The organism is Rhizobium sp. RU36D (assembly GCF_900176345.1).
Lineage (GTDB): Bacteria > Pseudomonadota > Alphaproteobacteria > Rhizobiales > Rhizobiaceae > Allorhizobium.
The window spans coordinates 1-17,507 of record NZ_FWXU01000022.1 but is presented as its reverse complement, the minus strand read 5'-3'; the positions used below and the strand labels follow the sequence as shown (position 1 = coordinate 17,507).

General features: G+C 63.0%; 18 protein-coding genes. 5 read left to right on the top strand and 13 right to left on the bottom strand.

The features are described 5' to 3' along the window. Nucleotides 1–330: 330 nt before the first annotated feature. Nucleotides 331–642: a Dabb family protein gene (locus tag B9A97_RS22010; RefSeq protein WP_084368057.1), complete on the bottom strand. Its 312-nt coding sequence runs from the start codon at nt 640–642 to the stop codon at nt 331–333. Between the two features lie 121 nt (nt 643–763). Then, nucleotides 764–1,387, bottom strand: a complete 624-nt coding sequence (locus tag B9A97_RS22005) for a glycoside hydrolase family 19 protein (RefSeq protein WP_084367975.1) — start codon at nt 1,385–1,387, stop codon at nt 764–766. A gap of 303 nt (nt 1,388–1,690) precedes the next feature. Between B9A97_RS22005 and B9A97_RS30365 the strand changes: the two genes are divergently transcribed. Beyond that, nucleotides 1,691–1,825 carry a hypothetical protein gene (locus B9A97_RS30365; protein WP_280164093.1) on the top strand — a complete coding sequence of 45 codons (135 nt, stop codon included), beginning with the start codon at nt 1,691–1,693 and terminating at the stop codon, nt 1,823–1,825. 88 nt (nt 1,826–1,913) lie between these two features. Here B9A97_RS30365 and B9A97_RS22000 read toward each other — a convergent pair whose 3' ends face one another. The 9 genes from B9A97_RS22000 to B9A97_RS21965 all read right to left on the bottom strand — a co-directional run bounded on the left by B9A97_RS22000 (nt 1,914) and on the right by B9A97_RS21965 (nt 10,716). After that, nucleotides 1,914–2,447 carry a DUF6886 family protein gene (locus tag B9A97_RS22000; RefSeq protein WP_084367974.1) on the bottom strand — a complete coding sequence of 178 codons (534 nt, stop codon included), beginning with the start codon at nt 2,445–2,447 and terminating at the stop codon, nt 1,914–1,916. Nucleotides 2,448–2,521: 74 nt separating this feature from the next. Then, entirely contained in the window at nt 2,522–3,802 is a 1,281-nt protein-coding gene (locus B9A97_RS21995; protein ID WP_244564316.1) for a DNA-packaging protein, read from the bottom strand. After that, nucleotides 3,802–4,467 carry a hypothetical protein gene (locus tag B9A97_RS30225; protein WP_244564315.1) on the bottom strand — a complete coding sequence of 222 codons (666 nt, stop codon included), beginning with the start codon at nt 4,465–4,467 and terminating at the stop codon, nt 3,802–3,804. Before B9A97_RS30225 ends, B9A97_RS21995 begins: the two co-directional genes overlap by 1 nt. A gap of 182 nt (nt 4,468–4,649) precedes the next feature. After that, nucleotides 4,650–5,228 carry a hypothetical protein gene (locus B9A97_RS21990; protein WP_143530653.1) on the bottom strand — a complete coding sequence of 193 codons (579 nt, stop codon included), beginning with the start codon at nt 5,226–5,228 and terminating at the stop codon, nt 4,650–4,652. Nucleotides 5,229–5,679: 451 nt separating this feature from the next. After that, complete coding sequence (locus tag B9A97_RS21985; RefSeq protein WP_084367973.1) at nt 5,680–6,234, bottom strand: hypothetical protein; 555 nt, start codon at nt 6,232–6,234, stop codon at nt 5,680–5,682. Nucleotides 6,235–6,879: 645 nt separating this feature from the next. Next, nucleotides 6,880–7,236, bottom strand: coding sequence for a carboxymuconolactone decarboxylase family protein (locus tag B9A97_RS21980; RefSeq protein ID WP_084367972.1), 357 nt, complete (start codon nt 7,234–7,236; stop codon nt 6,880–6,882). A 67-nt stretch (nt 7,237–7,303) separates the two neighbouring features. After that, nucleotides 7,304–7,510, bottom strand: coding sequence for a heavy-metal-associated domain-containing protein (locus B9A97_RS21975; RefSeq protein ID WP_084367971.1), 207 nt, complete (start codon nt 7,508–7,510; stop codon nt 7,304–7,306). A 57-nt stretch (nt 7,511–7,567) separates the two neighbouring features. Beyond that, nucleotides 7,568–8,011: a Cu(I)-responsive transcriptional regulator gene (cueR, locus tag B9A97_RS21970; protein WP_084367970.1), complete on the bottom strand. Its 444-nt coding sequence runs from the start codon at nt 8,009–8,011 to the stop codon at nt 7,568–7,570. After that, entirely contained in the window at nt 8,008–10,716 is a 2,709-nt protein-coding gene (locus B9A97_RS21965) for a heavy metal translocating P-type ATPase (protein ID WP_084367969.1), read from the bottom strand. The genes cueR and B9A97_RS21965 overlap by 4 nt, the downstream gene beginning before the upstream one ends. A 184-nt stretch (nt 10,717–10,900) precedes the next feature. Between B9A97_RS21965 and B9A97_RS21960 the strand changes: the two genes are divergently transcribed. Further along, on the top strand, nt 10,901–11,236 hold the full coding sequence (locus B9A97_RS21960) for a hypothetical protein (protein WP_084367968.1): 336 nt from the start codon (nt 10,901–10,903) through the stop codon (nt 11,234–11,236). Between the two features lie 97 nt (nt 11,237–11,333). Here B9A97_RS21960 and B9A97_RS21955 read toward each other — a convergent pair whose 3' ends face one another. Next, nucleotides 11,334–13,526, bottom strand: coding sequence for a methyl-accepting chemotaxis protein (locus B9A97_RS21955; RefSeq protein ID WP_084367967.1), 2,193 nt, complete (start codon nt 13,524–13,526; stop codon nt 11,334–11,336). A gap of 185 nt (nt 13,527–13,711) precedes the next feature. Here B9A97_RS21955 and B9A97_RS21950 point away from each other — a divergent pair, with 185 nt between their 5' ends. Together B9A97_RS21950 and B9A97_RS21945 are read left to right on the top strand one after the other, a co-directional pair. After that, nucleotides 13,712–13,945 carry an antitoxin MazE family protein gene (locus tag B9A97_RS21950; RefSeq protein ID WP_084367966.1) on the top strand — a complete coding sequence of 78 codons (234 nt, stop codon included), beginning with the start codon at nt 13,712–13,714 and terminating at the stop codon, nt 13,943–13,945. Nucleotides 13,946–14,048: 103 nt separating this feature from the next. After that, nucleotides 14,049–14,372 carry a type II toxin-antitoxin system PemK/MazF family toxin gene (locus B9A97_RS21945; protein ID WP_084368055.1) on the top strand — a complete coding sequence of 108 codons (324 nt, stop codon included), beginning with the start codon at nt 14,049–14,051 and terminating at the stop codon, nt 14,370–14,372. Between the two features lie 22 nt (nt 14,373–14,394). Here B9A97_RS21945 and B9A97_RS21940 read toward each other — a convergent pair whose 3' ends face one another. After that, nucleotides 14,395–14,886: a YcgN family cysteine cluster protein gene (locus B9A97_RS21940; RefSeq protein ID WP_084367965.1), complete on the bottom strand. Its 492-nt coding sequence runs from the start codon at nt 14,884–14,886 to the stop codon at nt 14,395–14,397. 209 nt (nt 14,887–15,095) lie between these two features. Between B9A97_RS21940 and B9A97_RS21935 the strand changes: the two genes are divergently transcribed. Continuing rightward, nucleotides 15,096–17,243 carry a transglycosylase domain-containing protein gene (locus B9A97_RS21935; RefSeq protein ID WP_244564319.1) on the top strand — a complete coding sequence of 716 codons (2,148 nt, stop codon included), beginning with the start codon at nt 15,096–15,098 and terminating at the stop codon, nt 17,241–17,243. Nucleotides 17,244–17,507 lie beyond the last annotated feature (264 nt).

Sequence of the window (17,507 nt, the reverse complement as noted above, 5' to 3'; positions counted from 1 at the left end):
AACACCGAGCAAAGCTCACTTTTTACTCGCTATATTAGGTTGATGCTTTTGGGCGATTTGCTGCAACTACTTGCCGAAGTGCTCAGCGACATGATGTTGGGCCATCCTTCGAAGTCACCGCTTGTGCGATGGTTCAAACGCGCTGTCATGGCAGTCGTAGTCGCTCTCATCGCGCTGGTGATTTACGACATGTACTCCCCGTGACCGCAGTTGGGCAGCACGGTCGCCGCAATCCGATCTCCCCCCTTGTGGGGGAGATGGCTGGCAAGCCAGAGGGGGGCGAGCTTGCGCCAAGATAGGCAGCTATTCCTACTGCCTACTGCCTACGCCCTATTCGCCCCCGGACACCACCGCGCCCTCAGTCTCATAATCCGCCGCAATCCGCAGTTCGCGCAGCGGCTTCACGATCGAGATGCTTTCCTGGTAGAGCGGGTGGGCGCGATAGGCGGCAAGCGCTACCTCGTCGTCGAATTCGCCATAGACCACCAGGTCGACACTGTTGTCGAACAGGTCTGATTTGGCCGAGGTGCCAATTTCCAGATGCCGCGCATGGGGAATCCCGGTCAGGATCGCCAACCCCTCGCGCACCGTCTGCAGGTCCTCGCGGTCGGGTACCGAAAAGAAAACAATGTGGCGGATCAAGGGGAAGGCTCCGAAACGTGGCAGGTAGCCGGCCGATAGCATGGGTCTCCCCCAGGCTCAACCGCAGGACCGCCTTCCCCCTTACCTATTCGCTATTCGCCACTCGCTACTCGCTCACCCGCTACCCCGTCGTATAGCTGATCGCCCCGTAAAACGCCTTGCCGTAGTCGGCGATCTGCAGGGCCTTGTCCATGCGGTTGATGATCTGCCGCGCCTTCACCCAGTCCTCGCGCGCGCCATTGAAATATTGGCCAAGCCGATGTCCGGTAAAGGCGCCCTGTTCCATGCCGAGCACCATGATCGGCAGGGCCACCTCCATACGCATGGCCAGCGTCGGGTCCCCAACCAGGTCGCGGCCAACCATCTGCCCCAGCCGCACGTAATTGTCCCGGTGCGTCAGTTGCACCAGCCCGCGGCCCAGCCAGGATTTACCTTCCTTGTCTGCCTGCCAATAGGGATTGCTCACCCAGGGCAGTTGGCCACGCGCAAAGGCCCGGTCGAGAATGGCGATCGCCCTCTCGTCGGTCGGCGCCAACGTTTCGCGCACCGGCTGCATGGTGCGGGCCGTCTCGTGATAGGCCGTCGCCAGCATATAGGCGAGCCACCGGTCGTCCTTGGCCGAAGAGGTCTGTTCCCAAAAGTTGAGGATCGCCTCCATGCCCTGCACCTGCATCGGCTGCATGCGTCCACCAAACAGCGTGACCCGCACCCGATCGTAGAAAAATGGCCTGTTGATGCTGCTCATGGTCTCCCCCTGATTGACCCTGCCCGCCTGCAATCCAAGTCGCGGCATCCGCAAGTTAAATACCAACACCATAAAAGTGCAACATAAATCTAAAACACTTTATAATTGCATATTGGGGCATGGCGAGAACGTAGCTGCCCACCGCCATTAACCCTGGCCGTGGAAAGATGATTTCTTAAACCGATTTAAATAATTTCAATCGGTTAAAGCCCTATAAGGTCGTATTTACAATTGCTTAACTCTGTGGAACTTTCCGCCCGAAAGCGCGTTTTGCAGCGCAGCACACCATGAAGGGAGACGCTCATGCAGACGAAATCGAGCAGCCAGACCAAGACCCCGGCCCCGCAGATCCCGGCGCACATCCTGGAGCGCCTGGAAAGCGAATGGCGCCAGATGCGCCAGGGTGCCCAGTCCCCTTCGGCAGGCTCCGCCAAGTAAGCCAAGCCCGGCCACGTCGGCTGGCTGTGAAACAAATCGGCCCGCGGCAGAAAGCTTGCGGGCCGATCTGCGTTTTGGATGTCCCCACTCAGCCGTGATTCCAGCCTCTGGCATTGCGCAGTCTTATGCCGCTTGCCGCGAGCGAGGTGGCCCATAGTGGCCTCAGCGGCACTAGGCTGTCGACAAAGCGTAGGTCGACTCCGCGCGGCCCGAAACTCGATGGCAGGTCGGTCATCTGAACTCGCTCCAGCGGCACCACCTCGGCCCGGCTCACCCACATCCCGGCATCGCCAAGACACTCAAAACCGCCTGTGGCGAATTCGTAGCGATGGATCGTGGCGGCCTCCAGCTCGCTCCGGCGCGACAGTTCCACATAGGCGGCCGCACGGTGGCCGCCGAGCCAGGCGTCCCGATCCGCCCGGATGGTCTTGTCGGTGACCCAGATCAGGATGCGCGGGCAGTCCCTCGGAAAATGATAGAGAAAGTCCAGCCGCTCCTCGATGGCCCAGACCAGCGGCCCGTTCAGCCACTCCATGCCGGGCGACCGCTTGGACGGCACCTTCACCGGACGCGGCACGAAGCTTTCAATGTCAGGATCATCGCTGAAATGGAAAAGTCGCATACCGCGCCTCGGTCCTGAAATTGTCAGCCGTCGTTAAACCGATGCCATGCGGCGGGTCAATATTAGCCCCCTCCTCAAATCCCCCGCACCCGTGGCTCGCCCGCCCCCGCCAGCATCAGCGCAGTGAGCGCCCAGACCAGGGCGTCCAGCCGGTCCGGGGAGCGGCCGCCCGACAATCCGTCGGGGCCGAAGTCGCACATCTGGTCGGTCAGTTCGGCAAAGGCGCCGGCATGAACCACGCGGCCCTGTTCGTAGAGCGCCGCCACCGGTTCGGCGCGCAGGAACTTGCCCCTGTTGGCCCGGACCATCGTCACCGGCAGGTTGGCATCGACGCCGCGCAGCACCGAGGCCACCATCTCGCCGCCCTGGTTGACCTCGGCCACCACCCGGTCGGCCTCGAACCGCCTGTAGGTGCGGGCCACCACCTCGGCCCAGCCGGCGGGCGAGCGCCCCTCGACCGAGGCATCGGCCAGAACGACAGCGCGACCGCGTCCGTTCGGCCCGCTTTCCAGCCCCGCCGCGACGATGCCGCAGCAGGAGCCGGCGCCCGCACCCGAGGGCGGATCGACCGCCACCACGATACGGGTCAGCGGTCCGAAATTCCTGACCGTCAGTGCCTCGATCTGCGCCCGCTTCCACAGGCCGTCGCTGCGATCCTCGATCAGTTCGCCATCCAGTTCCTGCCGTCCAAGCCTCGTGCCGCCATAGCGGGCCTCCAGCGCGGCGATGAAGCCGGGCGCCAGGTTCTCGGCATTGTCGCGGGTGGAAAGCCGCGCGATCCGCGTGCCGGGATCAGCGATCAGCCGTTTCAGGATCGGCACCGGCCGGGGCGTCGTCGTCACCAGCTGGCGCGGCGACTGCCCCAGCCGCAGGGCAAATTGCAGCATGTCGAAGGTCTCCTCGGCATGTTTCCATTTGGCCAGTTCATCGCACCAGGCATAGTGAAATTGCGGCCCGCGCAGGCTTTCCGGGTCTTCGGAGGAGAAGATCTGGGCAATCGCGCCGTTGGGCCAGACCAGCCGCCGGCGGGAAATTTCCACCTCCGGCACCTTTTCCCGCGCCACCCTTGCGATGCCGGAGATGCCGTCGATCATCACCTCGCGGGCGTCGCCCAGCGTCTCCGCCACCAGCGCGATCCGCAGATCAGAGCGCGCGCCCGCGGATGCCAGCCCATGCACCCATTCGGCGCCGGCGCGGGTCTTGCCCGAGCCGCGCCCGCCGATCAGCAGCCAGTTGCGCCAGGCGGTGTCTTCGGGCGGTTTTTGCGCGTCGCGACCCTGGAATTGCCAGCTGTTCAAAACCCAGACATGCCCGCGCGAGCTGGCGTTAAACTTCATCCGCTCGACCTTCTGCATCAAAAACGCATCCGGTTTCGGCGGCAGATCGGACGGCGGCGCCTCCATCTTTCCGCCGTCGCTGCCAGCATCTGGCCGAGCATCTGGCCCAGCATCTGGCCTGACATCCGGGCTGGCATCAACGCCGTCGTCCAAGCCGGCGGAAACCGTCCCGCCCGCACCGGCACCGCCGTCGCCTGCCGCGTCAGGGCGTGCCTTCCGCAGATCCAGGCGGGCCTCACCGCCATCAGAGCCGCCATCAGGCCCAGCCTCTGGGCCAGTTTCTGGCCAGACATCAGGGCTTGCGTCAGCGCCGTCGTCCAAGCCGGCGCAAACCGTCCCGACCGCACCGGCCCGGCCGTTGCTTGCCGTGTCAGGCATTGCATCCTGAGACTCCAGGCTGGCCTGGCCGCCATGAGAGCCGCCATCTGGCCCAGTATCTGGCCTGACATCAGAGCCAGCATCAACACCGCCATCAGCACCGGCGCAAACCGTCCCGATAGCACCGGGATCGCCGTCGCCTGCTGCGTCAGGCATCGCATCCTGAGAATCCAGGCAAGCCTCGCCGCCATGAGAGCCGCCATCTGGCCCAGCATCTGGCCTGACATCAGGACTGGCATCAGCGCCGTCGTCCAAACCGGCGCAAACCGTCCCGGCCGCACCAGCCCCGCCGTCGCTTGCCGCATCAGGGCTTGCACCCTGCGGATCCAGACTGGCCTGGCCGGCTTGAATCCTGGCCAGCAGGCCCTGCCCCGCCTCCAGAAGCTGGCGAGCCTCGGCATGCGCCCTGGCTATCCCGACCATGTCGCGCTCATGCGCAAGCCGCACCGAAGCCATGGCCTGCGTACCGTCCTCCACGATCTCGCGGTTATGGTCCTCCTGCCCCCGGCGCAGCGTCCGCTGCGATGGCCTTTCCGCTAGCGGCAGGCCCGAAACAATCAGCGTCCGCGGCCTCCCGCTGCCACTGTTTAAGCAGCGCTTTGGCCCGTTCGTTCGCCCGCTCATCGATCGTCCGATGGAAGAGTGCCGTGATTTCTTCAACGTCCTCGCCTCCCATCGCGCGCTCCTGCGCCTCGGCCCGATCGCGGGCCAGCTGCCGCTGCAGGCTATCGACCTTTTCCAGCGTGCGAACGATCAGCGCCATGGCATCGGTCGCCGCCTTTGCGTCGGCACGGGCCTGCTTGCCCGCCGCCTCGTCGCCGCCGTCGATCAACCCCTCCGCCGTCTCGCGCAGCTTGCGAAACAGCGCAAACTGCTCGCGCATCTCCAGCGTTAGCTCGTTCAGCAACTGGCCATAGGCCTCCAGCGGCGACAGCGCCTCGGCCGATTTCAGCTCCAGCACCACCTTGTGCGCCAGCCGCGCAAGCCGCGCCTCCTGCCCCTCCCGCTCCCCATCCGCCGCAACCGGCCAGGGTCGAAACAAGCCGATGTCGAACTCGTCATCCATGCCAAAACCTCCCGCCCCGCCCCCAAAAGGAAACGGCGGACATGAAAAAGCCCGGCAGAACCGGGCTGACATTGACTTGAATTAAGTCGAGGCGAACCGACCGGCCAGCCGCGAGCCGATCTCCCCACGTGTGGGGGGTGAGGCATGATCGGCGAAGCCGAGCAATCGATCCAGTGAATCGATTGCAATGCCGAACGCCGGCAGGACAGAGGGGGGCGAACTTGCTCCACAGTCCAATTTGCGAAAAACCTCTTCGAAGACGGCCCCCGCCGAAGCCTCGCTCCAGCCGCAAATCTCCGACTATGCCCAAACACTACCAAACTACCGTCACGCCGTCAAGGACTATTTTCCTATATTGTTCGGGATGGAACGATTTTGCATAGCGTGACTGGGCGGAAAGCCGTCCGGAAATAATGAAGCAATTGTTCCCGACTTGGCTGAGTGAGAAGCTTTATGGCAAAGTAATGCCGATTTTGCGCACTACATTTTCTGTCGTTTTAGGGGTAGCGCACCCTAGATCGATGGTAAGCCAATCCCAGATATCAGAGTATAGCGAAACGGCTTCATCACCCATATCTTCTAGGTCAGACAAGTGCATTTCCAAAACCTCCAACATTTTTGTAGAGAGGTTCAGACGCTCGAAATTTACGAAACCTTTTTGTTTCCGCCATGTTTGGCCCTCGAAAGTGCCATTCGTAATGGTCCCATGGGTAGTCCAATGGCGATGCCACGCAAGATATGAAAAGCGGTCGATCAGTTCAGACCCACTTAAGCGTTGTTCATCTGTAAGCTTTAATTTCTTAATTTTCTTTCGAAAATCGGAAATCCTGCGTTGTGTGCTTATTGGCAACTCATAGAGCGGATCAGGTAGCGCACGTGCAAACACGCGCAGGCATGCGTCAATGGCATCTTCAGCGAGAGCCCAATTTACTGAGATGCGGCCGACATGAAAATAGACGTAGTCCAGTTTCAGCGGCTTGCGTGGAAAGTAAGGTTCTTTTGCCATATCAAGCGTCTATAGAAAGCTCAGCAAAAACAAAGTCCAACAGATTCCAAAGTGCAGGCTAAAGTTGCAGCCTATTCACAAGGTCCACGCAAGCGGAAACAGTGATACAAAAGAAACCGGACGGTAATCCCGCGAAGAACGACCGCCCGGAAGAAGCCAGCTAGCCTGACTTACTTTTTGATAGTCTCAACCACGTGGGTACGGGGTTTGCTTTTGGCGGTTTTCACCGTCGTAAAGCGCCCCGTAACCGCACTGCGGCCGATCTTGGTTGACTTAGCCATTCTTCGACACCTCCTTTCTCGGGCAGTGGCCCGCGCTTAAAGGCATGTCCAAGAGATTTGGGCCGAATCAGCTTTCAACCTAAGGGTATGGTGTCTGCGACATTGTTGTAAGTCCAGCGCTGCTTCTTACATGCCCACAGAAGCCTTCAGTATTTTGATTGGGCGTGACTGGCTTCGCCAATTCGCCCAAAGGTACGACGATAGTGACGAAGCAGGTCTTCGAAGTGTTCAGCGTCTCTGATCTAGCCCGCAGCGCGGCGGTCATACTTGAAATCAAATTCTGCAAGCTAACGGTAAAGATGGACATCGCCACCATGCTGGTAGAAGCATATGATGCCGCGCTTCACTGGCTGCAACACCCCCCTCACTCCGCTCCCCCATACTGCTCCCACGCCCCCATCGCATGCGCGGCATACATTAGGCTCGGGCCGCCGCCCATGTAGATGGCCATGCCCAGCACCTCCTGAAATTCCTGGCGGGTGGCGCCGAGTTTCACCAGCGCCTCGGTGTGATAGCCGATGCAGCCGTCGCAGCGGGTGGCGATGCCGATCCCCAAGGCGATGAATTCCTTGGTCTTCTTGTCCAGCGCGCCGTCCTTCAGCGCCGCCTGGGCCAGGCTCGAAAAGCCGGCCATCACCTCGGGCATCTCCTTGCGCAGCGTGCGGCTATGGGCGGAAATGTCCTTGGTGATGTCGGGATAGAATTTGCCGGATGCGCTCATAGTTATCTCCTCGACAATACGTAGATATGAATATCTATATGTATTATCGAGGCGGGCATCAAGCCCCTCACGCCACAGCGCGCACCGGCGTATAGCCCGCCTCGCGGATGGCCGCTTCGGCGGCGTCCGGGTCGCCCGAAACCGTCACCTTGTGGGTGTCGAGGTCGACCACGACAGGCGCGCCCGGCAGGGCCTCGGAAAGCGCTGATTTGATTGCCTTTTCGCAATGGCCGCAGCTCATGTCGGCCACGTCGAAAACGGTTGGTTCGGTCATTGTCCTGTCCTTTTTGCTGTCGTTGTCTCTGTCATGCACCTTCCCATCATGGGAAGGTCAAGCCGGTTTCTGCGGCCGGCGGCGTTTCGGTTGAGGCGGCTCGCCGGCCGGTTTGCCACCGGAGAGGTCGTTGAGGATCGGGCAGTTCGGCCTGTCATCGCCGTGGCAGCAGTCGGCCAGCCGCTTCAGGGTCGCCACCATGTCCTGCATGGCGGCGATCTTCTCCTCCATGTCGGCGATATGGGCGAGCGCCACCTTCTTCACGTCGGCGCTCTCCCTGGATCGATCGGCCCAGAGTTTCAGCAACTGGTCGGTTTCCTCAAGCGAAAAGCCCAAGAGCCGGGCGCGGCGCACGAAACGCAGCCGGTGCACCTCGTCCTCGCCATAGCTGCGGTAGTTGGATTCGGTGCGCCCGGCCGGCGCCACAAGCCCGATATCCTCGTAGTAGCGGATCATCTTGGCCGATACGCCGGACGCGGCCGCGGCCTCGCCAATGTTCATGCGCGCAACTCCTCACCCGCCAAACCCCTGAAATCGCTCACCTTCACCCGCTTCAGCCTGAGCGCATTGCTCACCACGAAGACGCTGGAAAGCCCCATGGCCGCCGCGCCGATCATCGGCGAAAGCATCAGTCCGAAATGGGGATAGAGCGCGCCCGCCGCAACCGGTATCAGGGCGACATTGTAGCCGAAGGCCCAGAACAGGTTCTCCCTGACATTGGTCAGCACCGCCCGGCCCACCTCGATCGCCTGAACCGCGCCCATGAGATCGCCGCCGACCAGCACCACTTCGGCGCTTTCGATGGCGACATCGGTGCCGGTGCCGACGGCGATCCCGGCATCGGCTGCCGCCAGCGCCGGCGCGTCGTTGATGCCGTCGCCGATAAAGGCAACCCTCTTGCCCCGCGCCTTCAGCGCCCGGATCGCCTCCACCTTGCCATCAGGCAGGGTTTCCGCCACGACCTCAGCGATCCCGGCCCGGCGGGCCACGGCCTCAGCCGTCCGCCGCGCATCCCCGGTCACCATCACAACCTCAAGCCCCATGTTCCGAAAGGCCGCAATGGCCGCCGCACTGGTCGGCTTGATCGGGTCTGAAATCGCCAGCGCCGCCGCCAGCCTGCCATCGATAGCTATGTAGAGCGGCGTCTTACCCTCTCCAGCCAGCCTTTCGGCGGCGGATTGGAGTGTTTGATCAAAGGCCCTCTCTGGCCTGCCGGCCATCTCCCCCACAAGGGGGGAGAAGACTCGTGGCGCCGCCTCGCCTTCACTTCCCCCGTCTACGGTTTGAGGCAAAACGCCAGCGGCCGGGTTAGCCCCTCCCCCTTGTGGGGAGGGGTTGGGGCGGGGTCTTGTCGCCTCACCCGCCGTCATGTCGATCCCCAGCCGCTGCATATAGCGCGCAGCCCCCGCCGCCACCTTGCGTCCATCAACCATGCCCTCGATGCCATAGCCGGCCACGGCCTGGAAACCCTCGACAGTCTCCGGCACCAGGCCACGGGCCTGCGCGCCCCGCACGATCGCTTCTGCCAGCGGGTGCTCCGAGCGTGCCTCAAGGCTCGCGGCAAGCCGCAGCACCTCGGCCTCGTGGAAACCCTCGGCCACCAGCACATCGGTCAGGTCGGGCCGGCCGAGCGTGATCGTGCCGGTCTTGTCCATCACGACGGTATCTATTTCGGCCAGCACCTGCAGCGCCTCGCCCTTGCGAAACAGCACGCCAAGCTCGGCGGCCCGGCCGGTGCCGACCATGATCGAGGTCGGCGTGGCGAGGCCCATGGCGCAGGGGCACGCGATGATGAGCACCGCAACGGCCGCCACCAGCGCATAGGTATAGGCCGGTTCAGGGCCAAATATCGCCCAGACGGCAAAGGTCAGCGCTGCCACCGCGATGACGGCGGGCACGAACCAGGATGTCACCTTGTCCACCATCATCTGGATCGGCAGCTTGCCGCCCTGCGCCTCGCCCACCATGCGGATGATCTGCGATAGCATCATGTCGCCGCCGACCTTCTGCGCGGTGAAGCGGAAGCTGCCGGTGCGGTTGATCGTGCCGCCGGTCACGGTCGATCGTGCCACCTTTTCCACCGGCAGCGGCTCGCCCGAGATCATCGCCTCGTCCACGGAGGAATGCCCGTCCAGGACCACGCCATCCACGGGAATGCGCTCGCCCGGCCGGATCACCACGACATCGCCGACGCGCACATCGGCTGCCGGAATGTCGGTGACGGTACCGTCCCTCTCCACCCGCGCCGTCTTGGCCTGCAACCCGACCAGCCTTCGGATCGCCTGGCCGGTGCGGCCCTTAGCGCGGGCTTCCAGCAGGCGGCCGGTCAGGATCAGCGTCACGATCACGGTCGCCGCTTCGTAGTAGACATGCCGCGCCTCTTCCGGCAGCCAGCCGGGCGTGAATGTCGTCACCAGCGAATAGAGATAGGCCGCCCCCGCCCCCAGCGCGACCAAAGAGTTCATATCCGGCGAACCGCGCCCCAGCGCCGGAATGCCCTTTTCGAAGAAGCGCAGCCCCGGCCCCAGCAGCACCGCCGTCGCCAGCGCGAAATAGATATAGTTCAGGACATCGCCAGGAAAGGTGCTCATGACCCAGTGATGCATGGGCGCATAGACATGGCCGCCCATCTCCAGCACGAAAAGCGGCAGCGTCAGCACCGCGGCGATCGCCGTGTCGCGCGTCAACAGGCTGATTTCCTTCTGCCGCGCCGCCTCGCGGGTGTCGCCGGCATCGTCATGGGTCACAGCGCGGGCCTTGTAGCCGGCCTTTTCCACCGCCGCGGTCATCTGGGGTATGGCATCTGCTCCGCCCAGCACGGTGACGGTCGCCCTTGATGTCGCGAGGTTGACCGAGGCGGTTTCCACCGCGGGCACCGTCTTCAGCGCCTTTTCCACGCGCGAGACGCAGGAGGCGCAGGTCATGTCCTCGATTTCGAGTTCCAGCCGCTCGGGCCTCACCTGGTAACCGGCCTTTTCCACCGCCGCCACGAGGGCGGCCGGGTCGAAGCCCGGTCCGGTCGTCACCGTCAGCGTCTCCTGCGCAAAGTTCACCGCGCTCATCTCAACGCCCGGAACCTTGGCGGCCGCCTTTTCCACCCGCGCCACGCAGGAGGCACAGGTCATGCCTTCCACCGCCAGGCTGATGGGTCTTGCCGTCTTGGCGGCAGTCAAGTTTGCCGTCTTGGGTCGTTGTTGCATGTTCATCGCGTCACCTCTGCCCCATCAGATGGACCTTCCCATCATGGGAGGGTCAAGGGCCCGAGCCGATTTTTCCACGCCCCGTGTCATTCCACCGCAGGCATGCCACTGCGGAACAAAATCCGGTGGCCGCCGTTTATGGGCAGCGAAACATTCATGTGCCGCCGCGATGCGGCACGAAGGAGGAAACGTGATCAGGATTCTCAAGGCCGCTGGCCTCTCGATTGCCATGGCAGCCGCTGGTGCGGCCACCGCCATCCCCGCCAGCGCCCAGACGCTGGAACTCCAGATCGGCCCCGATGGCATCCGCCCGGTGGTTCCCGATAACCGCCGTCCCGACGATCGCCGCGGCCCGCCGCGCGGCGGCTGCAGCGAGCGCGAAGCCCGCGCCGCCGCCCGCGATTACGGCCTGCGTGATCCGGAAGTGGTGCGCGTCACCCGCTCGCGCGTCACGGTCGAAGGCATGACCCGCCGCGGTCCCGAGCGCATCTCGTTTGCCAATGAGCGCGGCTGCCCGGATCTGTAACGGCAGCGCCAGCGCCAGAGCCGCATCGGCAGGCACAAGCAAACCGGAGATGTGGCGTCTGAACGGCCGCCCCGTCTTCGGTCAGTTTTATCGGCCTCTAGGCGGCCCTTGAAGCCCGCTCCCTCAAGGCAAGATTCGCGTCGTTTTCCACGCGAAAACGTCGGATTGTCTCATGCAATTGCTGGCTTTCCTGCTCGATGGCATGGGTCGCCGCATTGCTTTCTTCCACCATCGCGGCATTGCGCTGGGTCATCTGATCCATCTCGTGAACCGCGGTGGAAATTTCCGAAATTGCCGCTGACTGCTGGCGCGCCCCTTCCGAAATCGTGCTGATTTCGCGGTCGATCGCCAGCACATGCTCGCGGATCTCGATCATGAAACGACCTGAATTCTGCACCAGTTCCACGCCGGATTGCACCGCGGTCGCGGAGTTCTGGATCAGCGACTTGATCTCGCGGGCCGCGTTTGCAGACCGCTGCGCCAATTCGCGCACCTCCTGCGCCACGACAGCAAAGCCTTTGCCCGCCTCTCCGGCGCGCGCTGCCTCAACCCCGGCATTGAGGGCGAGAAGATTGGTCTGGAAGGCAATGTTGTCGATCACTCCGATGATCTGGACGATATGACCCGAGGCGGTCTCGATATTCTGCATCGCCGACACGGTGTCGTGCATGGTGCGCTCGGATGCCGCCGCGCTCTCGCGGGCACCTGATGTCATGGCGGTCACCGCCTGCATGCGGTTCGTGGTTTCCGAAAGCGTGGCGGTCACCTCGGTCAAGGCCGCGGAAGCCTCCTCCAGCGAAGCCGCCTGGCGCTGGGTGCGCTCTGCCAGATCCTCGGCACCGGTCCGCAACTCGCTGACACCCCCGGATACGCTTTGCACCGTGGTGCCGACCTCCCGCATGATGCCGGCCAGTTCGCGCATGGACCTGTTATAGGCCTGCCGCAAGGGCTCCAGATCCTCGCTGAACGCCGTTTCGATCTGGTAGTTCAGGTTGCCGGCGCTGAGTTGCGACAGGCCACCGCCGATTTCGCGCACCGCCAGTTCGACCGCCTTCGCGCGCCGGCTATCCTCGGCATGGCGCTCCTGGTCCTGGCGCCAGCGCTCCTCCTGCTGCTTGCGGCGCTCCTCGGCCGCCTCCAGCGCCTTGCGCGCATGGTTTTTCATGCATTGCACGATGGCGCGGCCAAGCTGCCCAATCTCGTCGCGGGCCGTGCCCGGCTCCAGTTCGGCGCCTTCCTCGTCGCGGGCATGGCGCTCCACAGCGCCCACCATCTTGCGAAGCGGCCGCACCACGCTGAAGAGCGTCATGGCCCCCAGGAACAGAGAGAGGATGGTGGCGCCGAGGGCGATCAGGCTGGCCAGCATGGCCTCGCGCCAATCATGCGCGGCCATCTCTTCAGCCGTCTCCCGGACCTTTGCCAGTTCGGCGAGTTCAGCCTCGTGGATAACTTCGATCCGCGCGGTGGTCTTGCCAAACCATTCCTTGGAGTCGAGCCCAGTCAATTGGGTCTCGCCACCCGCCTGCAGCAACTGCCGGCGATAGTCGGCAATAAGCGCCGCATCTCCGCCGGTGGAAAAACGCTGCAGCGTTTCCCCGGCCAGGGTCGGCTCCAGGCGCGCAAACTCCTCAAGAAGGACATCGCCAGCACCATAATATCTGGCAAAGTTCATGAATTGCTCCGGCGGAATCCGGCCTGCGGCGATGAAGCCATTGCCCATGCCGCGCTCCTGCCCCGCCAGTTCCTTGGCCAGCGCCAGATCGAGCGAGGCCTGTATACGGCTCTCCAGCGAACCCTGCTTCTCCGACAGCGCCAGACCGCGCATGGCATCCAGCAGATCGCCGATCAGCCCGGTGTAGTAGGCGAAGGACTGCGGAGGGGCGAGCGACAGGGCGTCAATCCGGGTGCGGATATCGGCGATCGCACTCAAGGACTGCTTCACCCTGTCCTGCTGTTCTGTCTGGATACCGAGCTCGGTCAGTTCGTCCACAGCGACCAGAAGTTTCGGCAATTCGGCATCGACCTTCAGGCGCGCATTCGCCATGGCCTCGCCATTGGCCTTGCCCTTGGAGCCCAGGAAGCCCGCTGACGTGCCGCGTTCGGTCTGCAGCCAATGGACCGCACGGCTGATGACCTCGAGATCCAGCGTGGCCCAGGCGACGCGCTTGGATCGGGCATAGCTTGCATACTCGTCATAGACGAGATGGCTTGCCAGCGCGACAACCGCAAGCAACGGCACCAGTGCACAGATGCAAAGACGGGCGGCAATGGAAATATCAGAAAACCGCATGACACAACCTCCGGTGAATAATCCATAGGTTGCAGCTCATGCTAAATATATTACTAATGTATTTTCTAAAATTCGGATATTCTGAGTTGGGCGTGCGATTTTTTTCAGCCGGGACGCCAGCTGCCGCCAGGGCTTGGCCCCGGTTCGTGAAAATGTTACATGTAACGGCACGAAGGAGATTTTCCATGGCTTCAACGGTCGGCAAGCGCGTTCAAAAGCGACGGGACATCCTGCGCGCACAGGGCCTCCGGCCCGTGCAGATCTGGCTTCCGGATAGCCGTCGCCCCGGCTTTGGCGCGGAATGCGCGCGGCAGGCCCGCATGACGGCAGAAGCCGACAGAGGCGACGGGGAACTGGGCGAGTTTCTCGATGCGGCCCTCGACGATCTCGACCAGTCGCCCTCTACCGGGGAATTCTAGACAATGACGTGCAAACGCGGGCAGCGGTTTTGCGATCAAGACACTCTAAAAACACGAGGACCAAGGCGTGGAAAGCGAATCTAAACGATCGCGACACGCTTTGGTGAGACGAGGCGACATCGTCACTGTCGCCATGACAGGCGATTTCGGCAAGCCACGGCCGGCCGTCATCGTGCAAGCAGACAGTTTTGGCGAGACCGGCACGGTCACGCTCCTGCTCATGACCAGCACGCTGATTGAGGCCCCGTTGCTGCGCATCCCGGTCCAGCCAACTGTTGCCAACGGCCTGACCCTGCCCTCGCAGGTAATGATCGACAAGGCCATGTCGGTCAGGCGAGAGCGGGTCGGCCAAATCATCGGCTCCCTTGACGATACGACAATGCTGCAGGTCACGCGGGGCATGGCAGTTTTCTTCGGCATCGGCTAGCGCTTGCAGCACCGCCCCACCGTCACCGCTGGGCGGCCGGCCCCTCGCCCACCGTCAGAGGCCAGTCGCAGAGATAGTCTTCAAAATCCTCGACGGGGACATCCTCTTCGCTGACCGTGCGGCCGCGGGTGGAAATGCCCGCCTGATGCACCGTCTCCCGGTCACCCGAGACGAGGTAGTGCCACCAGTAGAGGTCCTCGCCATCGGCCACCAGCCGATAGGCGCATGTCGGCGGCAGCCAGGTGATCTCGTCGATACCCTCGAGCGTGAGCTGGATACAGTCCGGCACGATCGCCTTGCGGTTCTCGTAGTCCTTGCATTGACAGCTCTCGCCATCCAGCAGGCGACAGGCGACCGAGGTGAAGAACACTTCGCCGCTGTCCCAATCCTCCAGCTTGTTCAGGCAACAGAGACCGCAGCCATCGCACAGGCCTTCCCATTCCGCCGGGGTCATTTCCGCCAGCGTCTTGGCCTGCCAGTAGGGGGTGTTGCCCTCAGGGCTCAGTTCCGTCATTCGTGATCGCCATTCCGCGGGCCGGCCATCGCAGGCGCCCGCTTTTTTCTTGTTCTTTGCGGGAAAATCAACCATCTATCAACCACTATCGTCCTGATAAGGGCAGTGCCCAACTCAGGGCGCTGCCGGTCGCCATCGCGGTCGACCGCCAACCCTTGCTTTGCGGAAGGTCACCCGACGTGCCCGACAATGACGTGCAGAACCAGGACATTCAGCAACAGACCCCACCAGCCAAAAAGCCCCGGCTGAAAAAGCATTTCTTCCTGCAGCTCGATAGCTGGATCGATTCCACCCTTTGGAATGCCGGTTTCCGCGCAGCCGAGATCTGGGAAGATGTTACCATCTTCTTCCGCCGGTTCCGCGTGCGCGGCTGGAAGCGGCTTGTCGTCGAGATCCTGGGCGAAGGCATGACCTGGGGCACGGTGGGCGCCGTGCTGATGCTGGCGCTCGCTTTGCCCGCATTCGAGGAAACCCAGAAGGACTGGCGCAACCACGGCGATTTCGCCGTCACCTTCCTCGATCGCTACGGCAATGTCATCGGCCATCGCGGCATCATCCATGAAAATTCGGTGCCGATCGACGAATTGCCGGATCACCTGATCAAGGCCGTTCTCGCCACCGAGGACCGGCGCTTCTTCCAGCATTTCGGCATCGATTTCCTCGGTCTTGCCCGCGCCATGAACGAGAATGCCCGCGCCGGTGGCGTCGTGCAGGGCGGCTCGACGCTGACCCAGCAGTTGGCGAAGAACCTGTTCCTCACCAATGAGCGCTCGCTGGAGCGCAAGATCAAGGAAGCCTTCTTGGCGCTGTGGCTGGAGGCCAATCTCTCCAAGAAGGAAATCCTGTCGCTCTATCTCGACCGCGCCTATATGGGCGGCGGCACGTTTGGCGCGGCGGCGGCCTCGCAATTCTATTTCGGCAAGGCTATCACCGAGGTCAACCTTGCGGAAGCCGCCATGCTGGCCGGCCTGTTCAAGGCGCCGGCGAAATATGCCCCGCATGTGAACCTGCCGGCAGCCCGCGCCCGCGCCAACGAGGTGCTGACCAACATGGTGCAGGGCGGCATCATGACCGAGGGCCAGGTGCTGGCGGCACGCCGCAACCCCGCCAGCGTCATCGATCGCGACGAGGCCGAGGCGCCGGATTTCTTCCTGGACTGGGCGTTCGAGGAGGTGCAGCGCATCGGCGCGCGGCTGCCGCAGCACACGCTGGTCGTGCGCACCACCATCGATACCGGCCTGCAGGCCGCCGCCGAGGCGGCGGTGGAATCCAGCCTGCGCGAATATGGCGAGGGCTACCGCGTCAAGCAGGGCTCGCTTGTGATGATCGAAAATGGCGGGGCCGTGCGCGCCATGGTGGGCGGGCGCGACTATGGCGAAAGCCAGTTCAACCGCGCCACCCGCGCGCTGCGCCAGCCCGGTTCGTCCTTCAAGATCTACACCTACTCGCTGGCCATGGAGAACGGCTATACGCCGGAGACCATGGTGACCGACGCGCCGATTTCCTGGGGCAACTGGAGCCCGAAGAACTATGGCAACGGCTATGCCGGCCGCATGACCATGCAGACGGCGCTGGCGAAATCGATCAACACGATCCCGGTGCGGCTCGCCAAGGAAAAGCTTGGGATCGACAACATCATGAAACAGGCCAAGCTGTTTGGCGTGGAGACCCCGATCCGCAAGGACGTGACCATCCCGCTCGGCACCTCGGAAATGACCGTGATGGACCAGGCTACCGCCTATGCCGTCTTCCCGGCCGGCGGCTACCAGGCGCGCCGCCACGGCATCGAGCAGATCCTGAACTACAATGGCGACGTGCTCTACGACTTCCAGCGCGACGAGCCGCCGGCCGAGCGGGTGCTGAGCGAAACCGCCGCCAAATACATGAACCAGATGCTGACCACGATCCCCTATGCCGGCACGGCGCGCCGCGCGGCTGTTGATGGCGTGCTGACCGCCGGCAAGACCGGAACGACCCAGGCCTATCGCGACGCCTGGTTCTGCGGCTATACCGGCAATTACACGGCCGCCGTCTGGTTCGGCAATGACGATTATACCTCGTCCAACAACATGACGGGCGGCTCGCTGCCGGCCATGACCTTCAAGAAGCTGATGGATTATGCCCATCAGGGCATCGAAATCCGGCCAATCCCTGGCGTCGAAACTCCGATGCCGGAGCGGGAGAAAACCAAGCCTGTGGTCACCGCCGCCGATGGCGAAACCGATCCCCTGCCCGACCTCGTGCGCCCGCGCTCACTGTCAGCCGAAGCCACCCGCCAGCTGCGCGACATCGGCCGCATGCTGAAAGAGGCCGAACCGCTGAAGGCCGAACCGGAAAAAATGGCGGCACGGGGGTGATGTGACGGTGTGACGGGAGGCAATGTCTGCATGGTGTGGACTTGCCGCCTTTCGAACCGGAGGCCTGCTGTGGTTGCGGAGGCGTCCAATCGCTCCGGTCATCCTCGGGCTTGACCCGAGGATCCACTTACCTAACTTTTCAAAAGCTTGTGGATGGTCGGGTCAAGCCCACTGCTGTCCGGTTTAAATTTGGTGGACATGGCGCACGGTGTTGATTCTACTTGTGTTCGAGCGTTTGGCGACGATCTCGGACACGAAAGGGGA